A 16,062-nucleotide genomic window follows, 5' to 3' on the forward strand; every position below is an offset into this window, starting at 1 on the left:
GTCATTGGCCCTCCAGCCGGATGCGCGGATCGACCAGCGTGTACAGGAAGTCGATGGCCAGGTTGATGAACACGTAGATCGCTGCGATCACCAGCAGCGTGCCCTGGATCACCGGGTAGTCGCGGCGCAGCACGGCGCGCACCACGAGGTTGCCCACCCCGGGCAGGTTGAACACGGTTTCGGTAACCACGGTGCCGCCGATCATCAGCGCCAGTGTCAGGCCCAGCACCGTGACGATGGGCACCAGCGCATTGCGCAGCACGTGCTTGACCATCACCGTGCCCTCGGCCAGGCCCTTGGCGCGCGCGGTGCGCACATAGTCCTCGCCCAGGATGTCGAGCATCGAGGCGCGCGTGAAGCGGATGATCAGTGCCGAATTGAGCAGGCCCAGCACCAGCGCCGGCAACAGCAGGTGGGTCAATCGTTCCGCAAGCGGCGACTCCGGATTCCCATAGCCCGAGGCCGGAAACCAGCCAAGCTTGACCGCGAACAGCTGGATCAGGATCAGCCCGAGCCAGAAGCTGGGCACGCTGGCCCCGAGCATGGCCACGCCGCTCAGCGCCTGGTCACCGGGGCTGCCGCGCCAGATGGCTGCGGCCATGCCGCAGGGGATGCCGATGAGTGCGGCGATGCCCACGGCGAACAGCGCCAGGAACAGCGTGGGCTCAGCGCGTTCGAGCAGGGCCTGCGCCACCGGGCGCTGCAGGAAGATCGACTGCCCCAGGTTGCCCTGCAGCAACTCGCCGATCCACAGCACGAACTGCGTGGGCAGGGGCTTGTCGAGCCCGTACTGCACGCGCGCCGCGGCGATGTCCTCGGCCGTGGCCTGCTCGCCCAGCAGCAGCGCCACCGGGTCGCCCGAGGCCAGGCGCGTGAGCGCGAACACCAGCACCGCGACGAGGGCCAGCACCACCAGGGCGCCGCCCAGGCGGGTCATCAGAAAACGCATGGCAACGAACCTTGTGCGGTGGGCTTACTTGGCCAGGCCGGTGTTCCAGAAGAACGGCCAGATCGCCGGCGTGTAGCCCTCGAGCTTGGCCGAGCGCGCGGAGAGGCCGTTGAACTTGCCGACCTCGATGAAGGGCACTTCGTCGTACACCACCTGCTGCACGGCACCCCACAGTGGGCCGCGCCTGGCGATGTTGGTCTCCTGGTTGAAGGCCGTGAGCGTGGCCTTCTTGGCCGGTGAGTCCCACCAGCCCGGCGCGCCTTCTCCCAGCTGTGGCGGCGAGAGCATGGGCTCGGGGAACAGGCCCGAGTGCGTGAAGTACACGTCCCACAGCTTGGCATCGTTGCGCCGCTGCACCAGCGTGGCCCAGTCCACCACCTGCAACTCGGTCTTGAAGCCGGCCTTCTTGAGCTGCTCGGCCATCACCAGCGCCATGTTGTAGTGGAACTCGTACTGGCGGCTGGCCATGATGCGCACCGGCTGGCCGTTGTAGCCGGCCTTGGCGGCCTGGTCCTTGGCGGCCTGCGGATTGCGCTCGTTGTACAGCTTGCCACCCGCGTCCGAGTAGTAGGGCGTGCCCTTGGGGAAGAAGTTGGGCTCCACCACGAAGAAGCGGTTGTCGCCAAAGCCTGCGGCCAGCAGTTCGCCCGAACCCACGGCGGTCTGCACCGCGCGGCGCAGCGGCTGCGCGGCCAGCACGCCTTCCTTGGTGTTGAAGACGATGTAGGGGAAGCCGAAGTTCTTCGTCACGATGGGCACCACGGCCGGGGCGCCCTTGTCGATGCGGCCGGCCGCTTCCACGGGCAGCAGGTCGGCGTACTGGAACTGGCCCGACAGGGCGCCTTCCACGCGGGTGTTGGCATTGGGCACGGGCACGAAGCGCAGCTCGTCGAGCAGGGCCTCGCGGCGGCCGGCATAGCCGCTCGGCGCCTCCTTGCGGGCGCTGTAGCTGTCGTGGCGCACCAGCACCGTGAACTGGTCGGGACGGCGCTCCTTGAACTTGTAGGGGCCGGTGCCGATGAAGTCCTTGAGTTGCGGCGCAATGCTTTCCTTGGCCATGATGGCGGCCATGCCGCTGGGCAACGCCAGCTGGGCCAGCAGCGGTGCATAGGGCGCCTTGAGCGTGAGCTCCACCGACAGCGGGCCCTTGGCGGTGAGCGAGGCCACCTCCTTGGCCACTGCCTTGCCGCGCGGCGACAGCTCCATCCAGCGCTGCAGCGAGGCCACCACGTCGTCGGCGTTCAGGTCGCGCCCGTTGTGCAGCTTGACTTCCTTGCGCAGGGCGATGGTGTAGGTCAGCCCGTCCTTGGACACGGTGGGCAGGCCTTCGGCCAGCATGGGCGCCACGGCCCAGTTCGCGTCGAAGGTGTACAGCGGCTCGTAGACGTGCTGCATGATGGTGCCGACCAGGTCGGCCGTGCTGACCATGGGGTCCAGCCCCTGGGGCTCGCCGACCATCGCCAGGTTGGCTGCGCCCCCCTTGGCAGGGGCCGCCTGGGCCGGCAGGCCCGAGCCGAGGGCCACGACCATGGCGGCAGTGGCTGCCGCCAGGCCAAGAACACGGCGCCGTGCGGTTTGCACAGGCACTGCGAGCGTCAACCGATCACGGATGGATGAGGATTGCATCGTGGCTCCATAAGTAATAAAATTACATTTTTAATCGTAGATGACTCGTTTGTGAAAGTCAAACGGGTTTTTTTCGATGATTTATGTAAATTCATTACACAAGGAGCTTGCATGAGCCATGTAGAACTGCTGGGCCAGTCCCCCATCGCCTCCGACCGCCAGGCGCGGCCCCTGTCGCCCGCCACGCGCGCCGGCGACTTCGTCTTCGTCTCGGGCCAAGTGCCCACGGACGACCAGGGCCAGGTCATCGTCGGCGGCATCGAGGCGCAGACGCGCCAGGTGTTCCAGCGCGTCAAGGATGCCCTGGCGCTGGCCGACTGCACCCTGGCCGACGTGGCCAAGGTCAGCGTCTGGCTGGCCGATGCGCGCGATTTCGGCAGCTTCAACCGCGTCTACATGGAGTGCTTCGGCGAGCACCGGCCCGCGCGTTCGACGGTGGAGTCGCGCCTCATGATCGACGCCAAGGTCGAGATCGACGTCACCGCCTACAAGCCCCGTGCCTGAGCGCGCCAACACCTCCAAGGGCAGGAGCTTCGACGTGGCCGCGCTGGGTGAGGCCATGGTCGAGTTCAACCAGATCCACCCCGGCCAGCCGCAGTACCTGCGCGGCTTCGGCGGCGACACCAGCAACGCCGCCATCGCGGCGGCGCGGGCCGGCGCGCGCGTGGCCTACCTCACGCGCATCGGGCAGGACAGCTTCGGCCAGGCGCTCACCGCGCTGTGGCACACCGAGGGCGTGGACACCCGCGCGGTGCAGGGCGATGGCGAACACCCCACGGGCATCTACTTCGTCTCGCACGGGGATGCCGGGCACGAGTTCAGCTACCTGCGCGCGGGCTCGGCCGCGAGCCGCATGTCGCCGCAATGGCTGGCCGGCGAGCCCACCGCCGTGCTGCAGGCCGCGCGCATTCTGCACCTGTCGGGCATTTCGCTGGCCATCTCGCCCCAGGCCTGCGACACCGCCTTCGAGGCCATGCGCCTGGCGCGCGAGGCCGGCACGCTGGTGGCCTTCGACTCCAACCTGCGCCTCAAGCTCTGGCCGCTGGCGCGGGCCCAGGCCTGCATCGCGCAGGCCGTGGCGCTGTGCGACATCTTCCTGCCCAGCCTGGAGGACATGCAGGCCCTGACGGGCCTGTCCGACCCGGACGCCATCGTCGACTGGGGCCATGCCCGGGGCGCGGCCACCGTGGTGCTCAAGCTCGGGGCCGAGGGGGCGCTGGCCAGCAACGGCCAGCGCCGCGAACGCATGCCCGGCCAGCGTGTCACCCCCGTGGATGCCACCGGTGCGGGCGACTGCTTCTGCGGCAACCTGCTGGCCCGCCTGGCCCAGGGCGACGACGTGTTCGCGGCGGCGCGCTATGCCAACGCGGCGGCCGCACTGGCCGTGCAGGGCTATGGCGCCGTCGCGCCGCTCCCGTACGCGCGCCAGGTGCAGGTGGCTGCAGGGTAGGCAGCGGTGGGTGGTGCGGGGCCGGTGCCCCGCGCCGTCACTGCGCGAACAGGTCGGACCGCGCCGCCTTGGTGATGGCGGCCACACAGGGGTGGCTGATGCGCCGCTCCACCGAGATCGCGAAGAACTCCTCCACCAGTTCCGAAGAGCGGCCGATCACCTCCACCCCGAACTGGGCCTGGGTCTCCTCCTCCAGCACCGTGGGCGAGGTGAACACCCCGCGGCCCTCGCGCCCAAAGGCGTTCATCAGCGCGCTGTCGTCGAACTCCCCCACCAGGCGTGGCTGCAGCTGGTGCTTGTTGAACCAGTGGTCGAGCTGCTGGCGCACCGAGGACATGGGCCCCTGGATCAGCATCGGCGCGCCGTGCAGGCACTTGGGGAACGGGCCTTGCAGCTGGCTGCGCAGGGTCGGCGCGCAAAAGAAGCTCATGGAACTGGTGCCCAGGCCGTGGTTGAAGGCCTTGACACCGATCTTCTTGGAGACCGGCTCGTCGGCCAGCACCAGGTCCAGCCGGTTCAGGCTCAGCTGCGCCACCAGCTCGGGGAACTTGCCTTCGTGGCAGGTCATGTGCACCTGCTCGGCCAGGCCCATCGCCGGCTCCAGCAGGTGATAGGCAACCGACTTGGCCACCGAATCTGCCACGCCCACCCGGAAGGTGATCGGGCGCGACTGCCCTCGTGCCAGGCGGATGGACTTTTCGAGCTCGTCGCCGAGGGTAAAGATCTGCTCCGCATAGCCCAGTGCCACCCGGCCTTCGCTGGTCAGCTCCAGCCCCCGGCCGCGCTTCCTGAACAGGTCATGGCCCAGCCACTCCTCCAGCTGTTTGATCTGGCCCGACAGTGTCTGCGGCGAGGTGTTGAGCTGCTCGCCAGCGCGCATGATGCCGCCCGCCTTGGCCGTGGTCCAGAAGTAGCGCAGGTGTTTGAAGTTCATGCCGTCTCCTTGATACTTCGCAAAAATCGAAGTAAAAAACTCAATAAATCGAATATACGCGAAGTGTCAAGATCCCTACAGTACGTACATGGACAGATCGCGGAACGCCCCTTCGGGCACCGAACCCTGGCCATACAACGTTCACAAGGAGTCAAAGATGCGTATCACTACCCGAGGGCAACTTGCCGTGTCGGCCATGACCGATCTCGCACTGCGCCAGCAGATGCGTCCTGTGGCACTGTCGACCATCAGTGCACGCCAGGGCACCTCGCTGTCCTACCTGGAGCAGCTGTTCAGCGCGCTGCGGCGCGCCGGGCTGGTGGACAGCACGCGCGGCCCCGGCGGCGGCTACACCCTGGCGCGCCGCGCCGAGCAGGTGTCCGTGGCCGAGATCATCCTGGCGGTGGAGAACCTCAAGGGCGATGACACCCAGGGGCTGGGCCAGGGCCAGGCCGCGCAGATGACGGCCATGACGGGCGAGCTGTGGATCACCTTCAACAGCCGGGTGATGGACTACCTGCAGTCCGTGAGCCTGGCGGAACTGGTGGCCCAGGAGATCGAGCGTGGCGTGGTGGTGGATGCGGTCGAGCCGCAGCAGCGTGCCCGCGCCGTGCCGACAAGCAAGCCCAAGCCGCGCATGGCCGGGGTGGGGGTGCCCAACTCGGTGTTCGCACTGGGCACCATGCCGCTGATGCAGCGGCGCTGAAGAGGCGTGCCAGGGGGAGGGTGGCCACCCCCTGCGCCCGATTTTTCAGGGCAGGGGTCGGCTAAGCCTCTCAGGCCGCGTACACCTGCTCCATGGATTTGAAACCCTTCATCTCGATCGGGTTGCCGCTCGGGTCGCGGAAGAACATCGTCCACTGCTCGCCGGGCTCCCCCTCGAAGCGCACCTGGGGCGCGAGCACGAAGGGCGTGCCGGCCGCGCGCAGCCGCTCGGCCACGGCCTTCCAGGCGGGCAATTCGAGGATGGCGCCGAAGTGCGGCATGGGCACCAGATGCTCGCCCACATGGCCGGTGGCGGCGCTGGCGAACGGCGTGCCCAGGTGCAATGAGATCTGGTGGCCGAAGAAGTCGAAATCGACCCAGGTGTCGGTGCTGCGGCCTTCGCGGCAGCCCAGCACGCCGCCGTAGAAGCGGCGGGCTGCGTCGAGATCGGTGACGTTGAAGGCAAGGTGGAAAAGGCTGTGCATCGGCGCAGGATAGCAGCCGATGCGCACCCCCTTGCGACGTCAGCCTTTGGGGCGGGCCAGCATTTCAGCGGTGTTGGTCTTGCGGTCGGCGTTCACGCGCGCCACATGGGGGCGCTCATTCATGCGGGCCAGGTATTCACGCACCGGCAGGTCGGCCAAGAAGTCGCGGCCGTAGATGATCTTGGTGGCCGAGGACACCAGGGGCAGGTGCACGATGGCCGCGCAGTCCGCCGCCGTGAACGTGTCGCCGCCGATGAAGGGGCTGAACTTCGTGAGCTGGGCGAATGCCGCGACGTTCTTGGCCAGTTGGGCGCCGACTTTTTCGCGCGCGGCCTCGCTTACCGTGCTGCCGAAAAAGGCTTGCGGGTACAGATTGCGCGCCACCAGTTCCAGGTGCAGTTCCATGAAGGTGATCAGCTCGCGCACCTTGCCGGCGGCCAACGGGTCGGCCGGGATCAGCGGATGCGCGGGGTAGGCCGACTCGATGTAGTCGGCGATCACGGCCGACTCGCACAGCGTGCCGCCCGGGGTGCGCAGGTAGGGCACCTTGCCCAGCGGGCTGGCACTGCGGTCGGTTTCGCCGATCCAGGCCAGTTCCTCGGTGAAGGGCACGCCCTTTTCGAGCAGCGCGAGCTTGACCTTGTTGTAGTAGTTGCTGGCCGAAAAGCCGCAGAGTGTGAGCATGGGGTGTCTCCTGTATTGCCTTGGGGGCCATTGGTGTGCGCCAGCCGCCATGCTAGGGGCTGGCCGGGGCCGGGCGCGTCGCGCAGATGACGCGCGGCGGCGTGCCAGGGGGCCCTCCCTACAATGAGGGAGCACGCGCTTGCTGCGCAATCCCTTCCATTCTCAGGAGCGGCCGCCCTGGCCCCGCCATCCGCGCCGCCACCGTTCTCCAGGAGCCTATTGCATGATTTTCTCCCGCACCCTCACCGGCCTCACCCTGTGCGCCCTGCTGGCCGCCCCCGCGCTGGCCCAGGTTTCCGACGTGAAGGTCGAGGGCGCCTGGGCCCGCGCCAGCGTGCCAGGCCAGAAGGGCACCGGTGCCTTCATGAAGCTCACGGCACCGCAGGGCGCGCGCCTGGTCAGCGCTTCATCCCCCGCCGCTGGCGTGACCGAGGTGCATGAGATGAAGGTCGATGGCGACGTGATGCGCATGCGCGCCGTACCGGTGCTCGATCTGCCCGCAGGCAAGGCCGTGGAGCTCAAGCCCGGTGGCTTTCACGTCATGTTGCTGGACCTCAAGGCCCCCCTGGCCAAGGACAGCACCGTGCCCCTCACGCTGACGTTCAAGGACGCCAAGGGAGTTGAAAGCAAACTCGAGCTGACCGTGCCCGTGGCGGCCAGCGCGCCGGGTGCACAGCCTGGGGCGGCAGCCCCGGCGCATGGGCACAAACACTGAGCCAGGGGCCTGTGCAGGCCATCGCCAGCCGCCACTCATTGGGGTAAGCTGTCAAGACAGGTTCCAACCCCCTTCTTGCGGAGCAGCCATGAGCGACACATCCAACTTTGGTTTCGGCAAATTCGTCCCCGGTTTCGATTTCCTGCAGAGCCTGGCCAAGGGTGCGTCGACCAGCATTCCGCAACTGCCCAACCTCTCGAACTGGGTGGCACCGACCATTAGCGTCGAAGAACTGGACAAGCGCATCGACGAACTCAAGGCCGTGCAATTCTGGCTGGAGCAGAACTCCCGCGCGCTGGCCGCTACCATCCAGGCGCTGGAGGTGCAGAAGATGACCCTGGCCACCCTCAAAGGCATGAACTTCAGCATGGGGGATGTGGCCAACGCCTTCAAACTGAAGACCGCCGATACGGTGATGAGCGGCGTGCAAAAGGCGGCCGACACGGTGAGTGGTGCGGCCGGGGCCGTCGCCGGTGCGGCTGCCCGCGTCACCGGCCGCGCGAAGGAAGAGGAGCCTGAGCAGGCAGAGGCCGAGCCCGAGGTGCAGGCGCCTGGCAAGGCCAAGAAAGGCAAGTCCGCTGCCTCGGCACCGGACGCCTCCGTGGTGGACCCGCTGCAGTGGTGGGGCGCGCTCACCGGCCAGTTCCAGCAGATCGCCGCCAATGCCATGAAGGATGCGGCCAAGCAGACTGCCCTCGATACCACCAAGAACATGGCCACCGGCCTGGCCAAGGAGGCCATCAAGACGGCCACCGGCATGGCCAGCCAGTTCGCTGCCAAAGGCATGAAGAGCATGTCGGGCGAGCGCAAGCCCGCCGCCAAAAAGGCAGCGGCCAAACCTGTAGCCAAGGCCCGGCCGGCCGCGAAAAAGGCAACGGCTGCGGCCAAGCGCGCGCCGCGCAAGAGCGCAGGCTGACCCCGGCCTGTGCGTCCCGCGCGGGCGGGCGCCGCGCAACCGCCTGCGAGAAGACACACACCATGACACTCTTTCCCTCCGGCCATGCGACCCACCCCCAGTGGCGCATGGCTGCGGCCCTGGCGCTGGCGCAGCTGCGCGCGCAGATGGCGCTGCCCCAGTACGCGAGTGCCCCCACGCTGGGCCTGCTCTACATCACCGACCACTATGCGGGCGATGCCCAGGCCCTGCTCGACCACCTGGCCAGCGAGCTGCCCGGCGTGACCGACTGGAGCGGCACCGTGGGCGTGGGCGTGGCCGTCAACAATGCCGAGTATTTCGACGAGCCTGCACTGTCCGTGATGCTGCTCGATGTCTCGCCCGACCAGTACCGCGTGTTCTCGGGCGTGGCCCCGCTGCCGCGCCAACCGTCCAGTGGCTTCGTGGCCCACACGGCGCTGGTGCATGCCGACGGCCACACACCCGAGCTGGCCGAGTTGCTGGCCGAAATGGCTGCGCGCACGGAGACCGGCTACCTGTTTGGCGGCCTGAGCGCCAGCCGCGGGGCGGGCGTGCAGTTCGCGGTCGCCGGTGACGGCAATATTGCCGGGCAGGGTGGTGCCAGCGGTGTCTTTGATGGCGGCATGTCGGGGGTGGCCTTCGGCTCCGGGGTGGCCCTGGTCTCGCGCGTCACCCAGGGCTGCCAGCCCGTGGGGCCGCTGCGCCGTGTGACTGCTGCGCATGAGAACGTGGTGCTGCAGCTCGATGGCGAGCCGGCGCTCGACGTGCTGCTCGACACGCTGGAGGTATCGCTCGACGGTGATCCGCAGCCCGCGCTGCGCAAGGTGCGCGCCACGCTGGCCGGGCTGGTGGATGCCGGAGAGCAGCCCCGGGGCCCGCAGCGCACCGGCCACTTTGGCACCGACACCCGCGTGCGCCACATCGTCGGCCTGGACGGCGCGCGCCGGGGGGTGGCCCTTGGCGACCGGGTGGAGCCCGGCATGCACCTGGCCTTCTGCCAGCGCAACGTATCGGCGGCACGCGCCGACCTGATGCGCATCTGCGCCGAGATCCGCGAGGAGCTGGAGCCCGAGGAACTGGAGCCTGCGCCCCTGGAGTCGCAGGACCATACGGGCCGCGCCATGGCCCCGGCGCCCGGAGCTGCGGCGCATGGCCCGGCCGCGGCGCAGGGCGGTCGGCGCATTCGCGGCGCCATCTACGTGAGCTGCTCAGGCCGCGGTGGCCCGCACTTCGGCGGACCCAGCGCAGAGCTGCAGATCGTGCGCCATGCGCTGGGCGACGTGCCGCTGACGGGCTTTTTCGCGGGCGGCGAGATCGCGCACCACCACCTGTACGGCTACACGGGCGTGCTCACGGTCTTCACCTGAAGGCCGGCAGACTGGTCAGCTACTTTCGGTCGGAAGCCCGTCGGCATCCCACTCGGGCAGGCCGCCGCGCAACCAGTACACCGTCTTGTAGCCCTTGCTGGCCGCGACCTTGGCCGCCTTGTAGGACTTCCAGCATTCAGCCCCGTTGCAGGCAAAGATCACGGGCTTGCTGCGGTCCACTTTCTCCAGGGCCTGGAAGTCATCCTGAGCGGCGTTGAAAGCCACGTCCTTGAGGCTTTTCTCCACGTAGGCCGCGAACACGGCGCCGCGGATGCGCTTGGCCTTGAATTCCTTCTCGGTGCGCGTGTCGACCACCACCGCTCCTTGCGCCTGCAGCTTCTGCGCCTCGCGCGCCGTGATGCGGTTCACGCCAGGCAGGCTGTTGGGGGTGAAAAGGCCGAGTTCCGCCACGCGGCGGTACTCCTGTGCTTCGGGGCGCAGGGCCACCGGGCTCAGCCCCACGGTACTGGAGCCCGAGGCGAACCACTGCGCCAGGCGTGCCCTGACGTCGGCGGGCAAGTCCTTCTTCACGGTGATCGAGAAGCCACCCGGCACCGGCTGCGAGGTCGCCAGCACCCGCGCATCGCCCTTGTGGGTGGCGGACCATTCGGCCCAGTCATCCGCCCGCACCACGGTGGCATCGGTGCTGCCCAGCACCAGCGCGCTCAAGCCCGCCTGCGGGTGCTTCTCGTGCAGCACCGACTTGAGGTCCTGGAACGACAGGCCGGCTTCATTGAGCATGCCGCGTGCCATGTAGGTGTAGATCGAGTCCTGCTGGGGCAGGTACAGGCGCTGGCCTTTCATCGCCGCCACATTGGCCACCTGGGGGGAGCCCACGAGCAGGTACAGGTCCGATTTCTGGGTGGCGCCCACCAGCTCGTACCCGCGCTGCAGCGCCGAGGCTGCCACCTGGGCCGGGCCGATGAACACGTCGTAGCCCGCGCTGCGCGTGGCGCGCATGACATCGGCCAGGTCTTCGCTGGTGGCCACGGTGGCGGGTTGGCCCGCGGCCTTGGACAGGCCCGACTCGAACGCGCTGCGCAGGATGCTGTGCGCGGCCATCGTGGCCGTGGGCTCCACGGCCACGATGGCCGTGAGCTGGGCCTGGGCCAGGGGACTGAGCAACAGCAGCAACAGGGACAGCAAGGCAGGGCGTGTTGTGCGGTACATGGTGTCTCCTCCGGAGTCTGTCAGCCGATGTCAAATATGCACCAGGGCGCTACCGAACACACGTCCTTCGCGGTGTTGTTGCCATTTCTTACACCTGCTCTCACAAACCCCCAGGGCAAATCGGGGCTGCCATACCAGAATGGGATATGCCCTGCATCCTGGCGGCCGTCTGCGACCGGTGCCGACTGCGGAAACACTGCCTTTGCTTTGTCAACTCTGGAGGACCGTTCCATGAAGAATCCCGTGACCTTGCCGCGCCGCCACCTGCTCACCGGCAGCGCTGCCGCACTGAGCGCCCTGGGGCTGGCCGCATGGACAAGGGGGGTGCATGCCCAGGCCGTGCCGGCCGCAGCGGCCAAGCCGCTGCCCGCCTATGCGGGATGGAAGAACCCTGGCAGCCTGATCGTGCACAGCAGCAGCACCCTGGAGACGCGCCGCGCGGCGTTCGGCACGGGCGTGGTCACGCCATCGAGCCAGCTGTACATCCGCAACAACCTGCCCGCGCCCGATGCCGCCATCGTGGCCGACCGCGATGCCTGGAGCGTCTCCATCGAGGGCGTAAAGGCACCGCGCACGCTGACCCTGGCCGAACTGCGGACCCTGGGCATCGAGACCGTGACCACGGTGCTGCAGTGCTCGGGCAACGGGCGCGGCTTTTTCCCCAGCAAGCCCAGCGGTACGCCGTGGACGGTGGGTGCGGCAGGCTGCGTGGTCTGGAGCGGCGTGCCGCTGCGCAACGTGGTGGCCGCCCTGGGTGGACTGGCGGGCAGTGCTGCCTACCTCACCGGCACGGGTGGCGAGAAATTGCCCGAGGGCGTGGACCCCCTCACGGTGGTGGTCGAGCGCTCGGTGCCCATCCAGGCGCTGGACGATGCCATCCTGGCCTGGGAGATGAACGGCGAGCCGATGCCGCTGGCACATGGTGGGCCGCTGCGCCTGATCGTGCCGGGCTACCAGGGGGTGAACAACATCAAGTACGTCAAGCGCGTGGCCTTCGGTGCCGAGCAGTCCCAGGCGCGCATCATGTCCCACGGCTACCGCATGTCGCCGCCCGGCACCAAGGCCAGCCCCGAGCAGCCCTCGGTGTGGGAGATGACGACCAAGTCCTGGATCAACGGTCCCCTGCCCGAGCAAGGCACGCTCAAGGCCGGTCAGGTGCAGGTGCATGGCGTGGCATTTGGCGGCACGCGCGGCGTCAAGGGCGTGGACGTCTCGGTGGATGGCGGCAAGACCTGGCAGGCGGCCCAGCTCATCGGGCCTGACCTGGGCCGCTTTGCGTGGCGCCAGTTCGTGCTGCCCGTGCGCCTGGCCGCAGGCTCGCACGAACTGCTCAGCCGCGCCACCGACACGGCTGGCAACGTGCAGCCCGAGCAGCGCGAGGAAAACCTGGGCGGCTACAACAACACGAGCTGGCGCGACCACGGTGTGACCGTGGCAGTCGCTTGAGGTGGTGAGCAGTTTGCGCACCACGGCCATGGCCGCGCTGCTGGCGTTGGTCACCGGCGCCGTTGGGGCCGCCGACGCCAGCGAACTGGCACGGGGCAAGGAGCTGTTCGGCAAGATCCAGCCCTCCTGTGCCGTGTGCCACACGCTGCAGGCGGCCGGAGCCGAGGGGCAGGTGGGCCCCATCCTGGACGAGCTCAAGCCCAACGCCGAGCGCGTGCTGCGTGCCCTGCGCGCGGGCATCGGCGTCATGCCGTCCTATGCCGACAAGCTCAGCGACAAGGACATGCGGGCGCTGGCGAGTTTCGTCGCGCAGGCCTCGGGCGCCGCGCCCTGACCGTGCGCTTGCTCAGGCCTTCGACGCCGCAGGCAACAGGCTGGGCACGCTGCTCTGCGGCATGCCCGTGAACGCGAAGTCCAGTTCCGGCGCCAGGCCGCTCACGATGCGCGCCACCGACTTGCCCGAGCCGCAGGCATGCGTCCAGCCCAGCGTGCCGTGGCCGGTGTTGAGGAACAGGTTGCCGAGTTTCGTCTTGCCGATCAGCGGCACGTTGCTCGGCGTGGCGGGGCGCAGGCCGGTCCAGAACTGGGCCCGGCTGGCATCGCCCGCGCCGGGAAACAACTGCTCCACGCGGCGCACGATGGCGTCGCAGCGCACCTGGTTGAGGTCGCGGTTGTAGCCGTTGAGTTCGGCCGTGCCGGCAATGCGCAGGCGGTCACCGCGTTCGCTGGTGTAGCGCGAGAAGACCAGCTTGTACTCATCGTCCGTCAGGCTCACCTGGTGCGCCATCGATGCGTCCTTGACCGGCATGGTCACCGAGTAGCCCTTGGCCGGGTAGATGGGCAGGCGGATGCCCAGGGGCTGTGCCAGCAGCGGGCTGAACGAGCCCATGGCCAGCACGAAGGCGTCGCCGTGTACGCGCTCGAAGCGGCCCTCTGCGGTGGTCACCTCCACATGGTCGATGCGCCCGCCGGCCTCGCGCAGCGCCGTGATGTGGTGCCCCAGGCGGAACTGCACGCCCGCTGCCTCGCACAGCTGTGCCAGCTCGCGCGTGAAGGTATTGGCATCGCCCGACTCGTCCTCCGCGGTGTAGGTGGCGCCAGCCAGCTGCGGGCGGATGTGCGCCAGGGCCGGCTCGATGCGCACGGCCTCGTCGGCGCTGATGACCTGGCGCTCGCAGCCGAGCTGGCGCATCTGCTCGGCCGGGGCCAGGGCGCCATCGAACTCCTTCTGGTCGGTATAGAAGTGCAGGATGCCCCGGGTGCGCTGGTCGTAGGCGATGCCGGTGGCAGCGCGCAGCTGCTGCAGCGTGTCGCGGCTGTAGGTGCCGAGGCGCACGATCTGCTCGATGTTGTGGCGCGTGCGTGCCGGTGTGCAGTTGCGCAGGAACGACAGGCCCCAGAGCCACTGGCGCATGTCGGCGCGGATGCGGAACAGCAGGGGGGCATCTTCCTTGCCCAGCCACTGCAGCACCTTGAGTGGCGCGCTGGGGTTGGCCCAGGGCTCGGCATGGCTCACCGAGATCTGGCCACCGTTGGCAAAGCTGGTTTCCGCACCGGGCGCACCCTGGCGGTCGATGACGGTCACCTCGTGGCCGAGTTGCTGCAGGAAATAGGCCGAAGTCACGCCGAGCAGGCCGGCGCCAAGAACGATCACACGCATTTTGAAAGCCTCTGGAAGGGCAATCGCCGGGCCTGTCGGTGTCGCTGCGGGTGTGGGTCTCAACAACGCGCAGCGGGCACGTCATGGCCCGGCTGCCGCTCCCCCTGTCCTTGGTACCTGAGAGATTCACCGCCGCCCCTCATGGGCTGCGGCTTGCTCCTTCGGTGCGCTACATGGCGTAGCGGCTCTCCAGACGGCCTTGATGAATGGTGCAGTACGGAACCTGAGCGTGCATGGGAGTTTGCGCCTTCGGTGAAGCGGGCGGTGCCGCTTGCTCTCCTGCGGGGGCCATTCTAGGGCGAGGCCAGCGCACAAAAGCGAACGCCGCAGCTAATGTGCGGCGTTCGTTGCTGATACAAGACCGGGCAGTGGCCCGGTCAGGTGTCAGTTGCGGCGCGGATTGTCAGGGTTGCTGTCGCGGCGGTTCGACACGCCATCGCCATCGCGGTCCCGGTCGTTGCGGTTGGCAACGCCGTCACCATCACGGTCCCAGCCGCCACGGCGCATTTCCCAGCGGCCATCGCGTTCCTGCCAGGTGGGCTGGCGGTAGGCGTAGCCCGGGCGGGCCTTGACCCAGTGGCCGGCGACCCAGACGTGGCGGCCGCCACGCCAGTCCCAATGGCCTTCTTCCCAGACCTGGCCACGGCGTGGGCGTGGCACCGCTTCACGGCGGGGTGGTGGAGGGGCGGGGATCACCTGGTACCCCTGGGGGCCCGACTGGATCACCACGGTACCTTGGTGCACCGGCTGGGCCGTGGCTACGGACGAGAGGCTTGCCAGGGCCAGAGTGGTTGCAATAAGGGCTGCGTAAGTGGTTTTGTAAGCCATGGATGACTCCTTCTTCAATGTTGTTGTATCGCCTTTGTATGGTGGGCAGGCAGCGGCGCCACGTCTGTAGGCGCTGCGCCTTGGTCCCTGTAGGCGAGCGGGGCCGGCGCCACCAGGGCAGCCGGCAGGCCCCCGTCAGTTGCGGTAGGGGTTGTCCGGGCGGCGATCGTGGCGGTTGGGCACGCCATCGCCATCGCGGTCCCAGCCGCCGGGGCGCATGTGGTGGCGGCCGTCGCGCTCTTCCCAGCGCGGTTCACGGTAGCTGTAGCCGGGGCGGGCCTTGACCCAGTAGCCCTGGATCCACACGTGGCGACCGCCGCGCCATTCCCAATGGCCGGGCACCCAGGCCATGCCACGGCGCGCGTGGGGTGGCGCCTCGTAGCGGGGTGGGGGCGGTGCGTGGTACTGCACCGGGGTGACCTGCAGCGGCGCCAGGGCGGGGCGCTGCACGGGATGCTGGTAGTAAGGGTTGCCGGTCTGGATGACGACGGTGGCGCTGGGGGATGCCAGCGCCGGGGCAACGGCACCCAGCGACAGCAAGGCCAGGGAAGCGACGGCGAGGGCGATGCGGGCCATGAAGGTCTCCTTGGAAATGATTCCTTTCGGAACCGGAGCCTTGATCGTGGGCGTTTTGCGTCAAGCCGGTGTAGTGCTCGTGCGAAGAGTTGTAAGCGGGTGTTGCTGCGGCGCGGCTTGCGCGCCCAAAGCGTGATTTATGTCACATCAGCGGACCAGCAAGGCCAGGGCCGGCGGCAGCACCAGCCAGCAGCCGGACACCGGCATCAGCACCACGCCGGCCAATACCAGGGCCAGCAGGCACCAGCCCATGGGGCGCAGTGCCACGGCCGGCTGGCTGCGCTCCAGCGCCATCACCTCCCAGGCCAGCAGGGCGAGCACGGCACCGAACAGCAGGAACCAGATGGCGTTGCCCATATGGACATCGCCCGCCACTGCATTGAACACGCCGCGCTGCCACAAGGCCTGCCACTGGGGCGCGAACAGCACGGCGGCCACCAGCGTGTGCAGCAGTGCCACCGCCAGCAGCCAGCGGCCTTTCCAGGGGCGGGCGGCCAGCATGGCAAGGGTCGGGGCGAGGCTGTGCATGGAGTTCTCCTTGTGGGTGGGGC

Annotated in this window: 18 protein-coding genes and 1 riboswitch; of the genes, 8 read left to right on the forward strand and 10 right to left on the reverse strand. The window is 68.4% G+C overall.

What is annotated here, in order from left to right; genetic code table 11:
• Position 1 precedes the first annotated feature (1 nt).
• Entirely contained in the window at positions 2-949 is a 948-nt protein-coding gene (locus ASE31_RS22235; RefSeq protein ID WP_057203980.1) for an ABC transporter permease, read from the reverse strand.
• 24 nt (positions 950-973) lie between these two features.
• Complete coding sequence (locus ASE31_RS22240) at positions 974-2,575, reverse strand: ABC transporter substrate-binding protein (protein ID WP_057203981.1); 1,602 nt, start codon at positions 2,573-2,575, stop codon at positions 974-976.
• A gap of 111 nt (positions 2,576-2,686) precedes the next feature.
• Here ASE31_RS22240 and ASE31_RS22245 point away from each other — a divergent pair, with 111 nt between their 5' ends.
• Entirely contained in the window at positions 2,687-3,079 is a 393-nt protein-coding gene (locus ASE31_RS22245) for a RidA family protein (RefSeq protein WP_007849612.1), read from the forward strand.
• Complete coding sequence (locus ASE31_RS22250; protein ID WP_082604303.1) at positions 3,072-4,025, forward strand: sugar kinase; 954 nt, start codon at positions 3,072-3,074, stop codon at positions 4,023-4,025. Before ASE31_RS22245 ends, ASE31_RS22250 begins: the two co-directional genes overlap by 8 nt.
• A 37-nt stretch (positions 4,026-4,062) precedes the next feature.
• Here the strand turns inward: ASE31_RS22250 and nhaR are convergent, their stop codons facing one another.
• Positions 4,063-4,959: a transcriptional activator NhaR gene (gene nhaR / locus ASE31_RS22255; RefSeq protein ID WP_057203982.1), complete on the reverse strand. Its 897-nt coding sequence runs from the start codon at positions 4,957-4,959 to the stop codon at positions 4,063-4,065.
• Positions 4,960-5,116: 157 nt separating this feature from the next.
• Between nhaR and ASE31_RS22260 the strand changes: the two genes are divergently transcribed.
• A complete protein-coding gene (locus ASE31_RS22260; RefSeq protein ID WP_057203983.1) occupies positions 5,117-5,665 on the forward strand; it encodes an Rrf2 family transcriptional regulator in 549 nt (182 codons plus the stop codon).
• A 70-nt stretch (positions 5,666-5,735) separates the two neighbouring features.
• Here the strand turns inward: ASE31_RS22260 and ASE31_RS22265 are convergent, their stop codons facing one another.
• Together ASE31_RS22265 and ASE31_RS22270 are read right to left on the reverse strand one after the other, a co-directional pair.
• Positions 5,736-6,149, reverse strand: coding sequence for a VOC family protein (locus ASE31_RS22265; protein WP_057204134.1), 414 nt, complete (start codon positions 6,147-6,149; stop codon positions 5,736-5,738).
• 39 nt (positions 6,150-6,188) lie between these two features.
• Positions 6,189-6,833 (reverse strand): glutathione S-transferase, encoded by a 645-nt coding sequence (locus ASE31_RS22270; protein ID WP_057203984.1) that lies wholly within the window; start codon positions 6,831-6,833, stop codon positions 6,189-6,191.
• A gap of 223 nt (positions 6,834-7,056) precedes the next feature.
• Here ASE31_RS22270 and ASE31_RS22275 point away from each other — a divergent pair, with 223 nt between their 5' ends.
• The 3 genes from ASE31_RS22275 (at position 7,057) to ASE31_RS22285 (ending at position 9,831) form a co-directional block, all read left to right on the forward strand.
• A complete protein-coding gene (locus ASE31_RS22275) occupies positions 7,057-7,548 on the forward strand; it encodes a copper chaperone PCu(A)C (protein ID WP_057203985.1) in 492 nt (163 codons plus the stop codon).
• 88 nt (positions 7,549-7,636) lie between these two features.
• On the forward strand, positions 7,637-8,464 hold the full coding sequence (locus ASE31_RS22280; protein ID WP_057203986.1) for a PhaM family polyhydroxyalkanoate granule multifunctional regulatory protein: 828 nt from the start codon (positions 7,637-7,639) through the stop codon (positions 8,462-8,464).
• A 62-nt stretch (positions 8,465-8,526) separates the two neighbouring features.
• Positions 8,527-9,831: an FIST N-terminal domain-containing protein gene (locus ASE31_RS22285; RefSeq protein WP_057203987.1), complete on the forward strand. Its 1,305-nt coding sequence runs from the start codon at positions 8,527-8,529 to the stop codon at positions 9,829-9,831.
• A 15-nt stretch (positions 9,832-9,846) separates the two neighbouring features.
• Here the strand turns inward: ASE31_RS22285 and ASE31_RS22290 are convergent, their stop codons facing one another.
• Positions 9,847-11,001 carry a rhodanese-like domain-containing protein gene (locus ASE31_RS22290; RefSeq protein ID WP_057203988.1) on the reverse strand — a complete coding sequence of 385 codons (1,155 nt, stop codon included), beginning with the start codon at positions 10,999-11,001 and terminating at the stop codon, positions 9,847-9,849.
• A 231-nt stretch (positions 11,002-11,232) separates the two neighbouring features.
• Here ASE31_RS22290 and ASE31_RS22295 point away from each other — a divergent pair, with 231 nt between their 5' ends.
• Together ASE31_RS22295 and ASE31_RS22300 are read left to right on the forward strand one after the other, a co-directional pair.
• On the forward strand, positions 11,233-12,447 hold the full coding sequence (locus tag ASE31_RS22295; protein ID WP_057203989.1) for a sulfite oxidase: 1,215 nt from the start codon (positions 11,233-11,235) through the stop codon (positions 12,445-12,447).
• Between the two features lie 28 nt (positions 12,448-12,475).
• On the forward strand, positions 12,476-12,781 hold the full coding sequence (locus tag ASE31_RS22300) for a cytochrome c (RefSeq protein WP_057204135.1): 306 nt from the start codon (positions 12,476-12,478) through the stop codon (positions 12,779-12,781).
• Positions 12,782-12,793: 12 nt separating this feature from the next.
• Here the strand turns inward: ASE31_RS22300 and ASE31_RS22305 are convergent, their stop codons facing one another.
• The 4 genes from ASE31_RS22305 to ASE31_RS22320 form a co-directional block, all read right to left on the reverse strand.
• Complete coding sequence (locus ASE31_RS22305; protein WP_057203990.1) at positions 12,794-14,107, reverse strand: D-amino acid dehydrogenase; 1,314 nt, start codon at positions 14,105-14,107, stop codon at positions 12,794-12,796.
• A gap of 94 nt (positions 14,108-14,201) precedes the next feature.
• A riboswitch (glycine riboswitch) is annotated at positions 14,202-14,310 on the reverse strand.
• A 181-nt stretch (positions 14,311-14,491) separates the two neighbouring features.
• Positions 14,492-14,935: a YXWGXW repeat-containing protein gene (locus tag ASE31_RS22310; RefSeq protein WP_057203991.1), complete on the reverse strand. Its 444-nt coding sequence runs from the start codon at positions 14,933-14,935 to the stop codon at positions 14,492-14,494.
• A gap of 135 nt (positions 14,936-15,070) precedes the next feature.
• A complete protein-coding gene (locus ASE31_RS22315) occupies positions 15,071-15,511 on the reverse strand; it encodes a YXWGXW repeat-containing protein (protein ID WP_057203992.1) in 441 nt (146 codons plus the stop codon).
• A 147-nt stretch (positions 15,512-15,658) separates the two neighbouring features.
• Positions 15,659-16,039 carry a DUF6463 family protein gene (locus tag ASE31_RS22320; RefSeq protein WP_057203993.1) on the reverse strand — a complete coding sequence of 127 codons (381 nt, stop codon included), beginning with the start codon at positions 16,037-16,039 and terminating at the stop codon, positions 15,659-15,661.
• Between the last annotated feature and the right edge of the window lie 23 nt (positions 16,040-16,062).

Source organism: Acidovorax sp. Root217 (assembly GCF_001428645.1).
Lineage (GTDB): Bacteria > Pseudomonadota > Gammaproteobacteria > Burkholderiales > Burkholderiaceae_C > Acidovorax.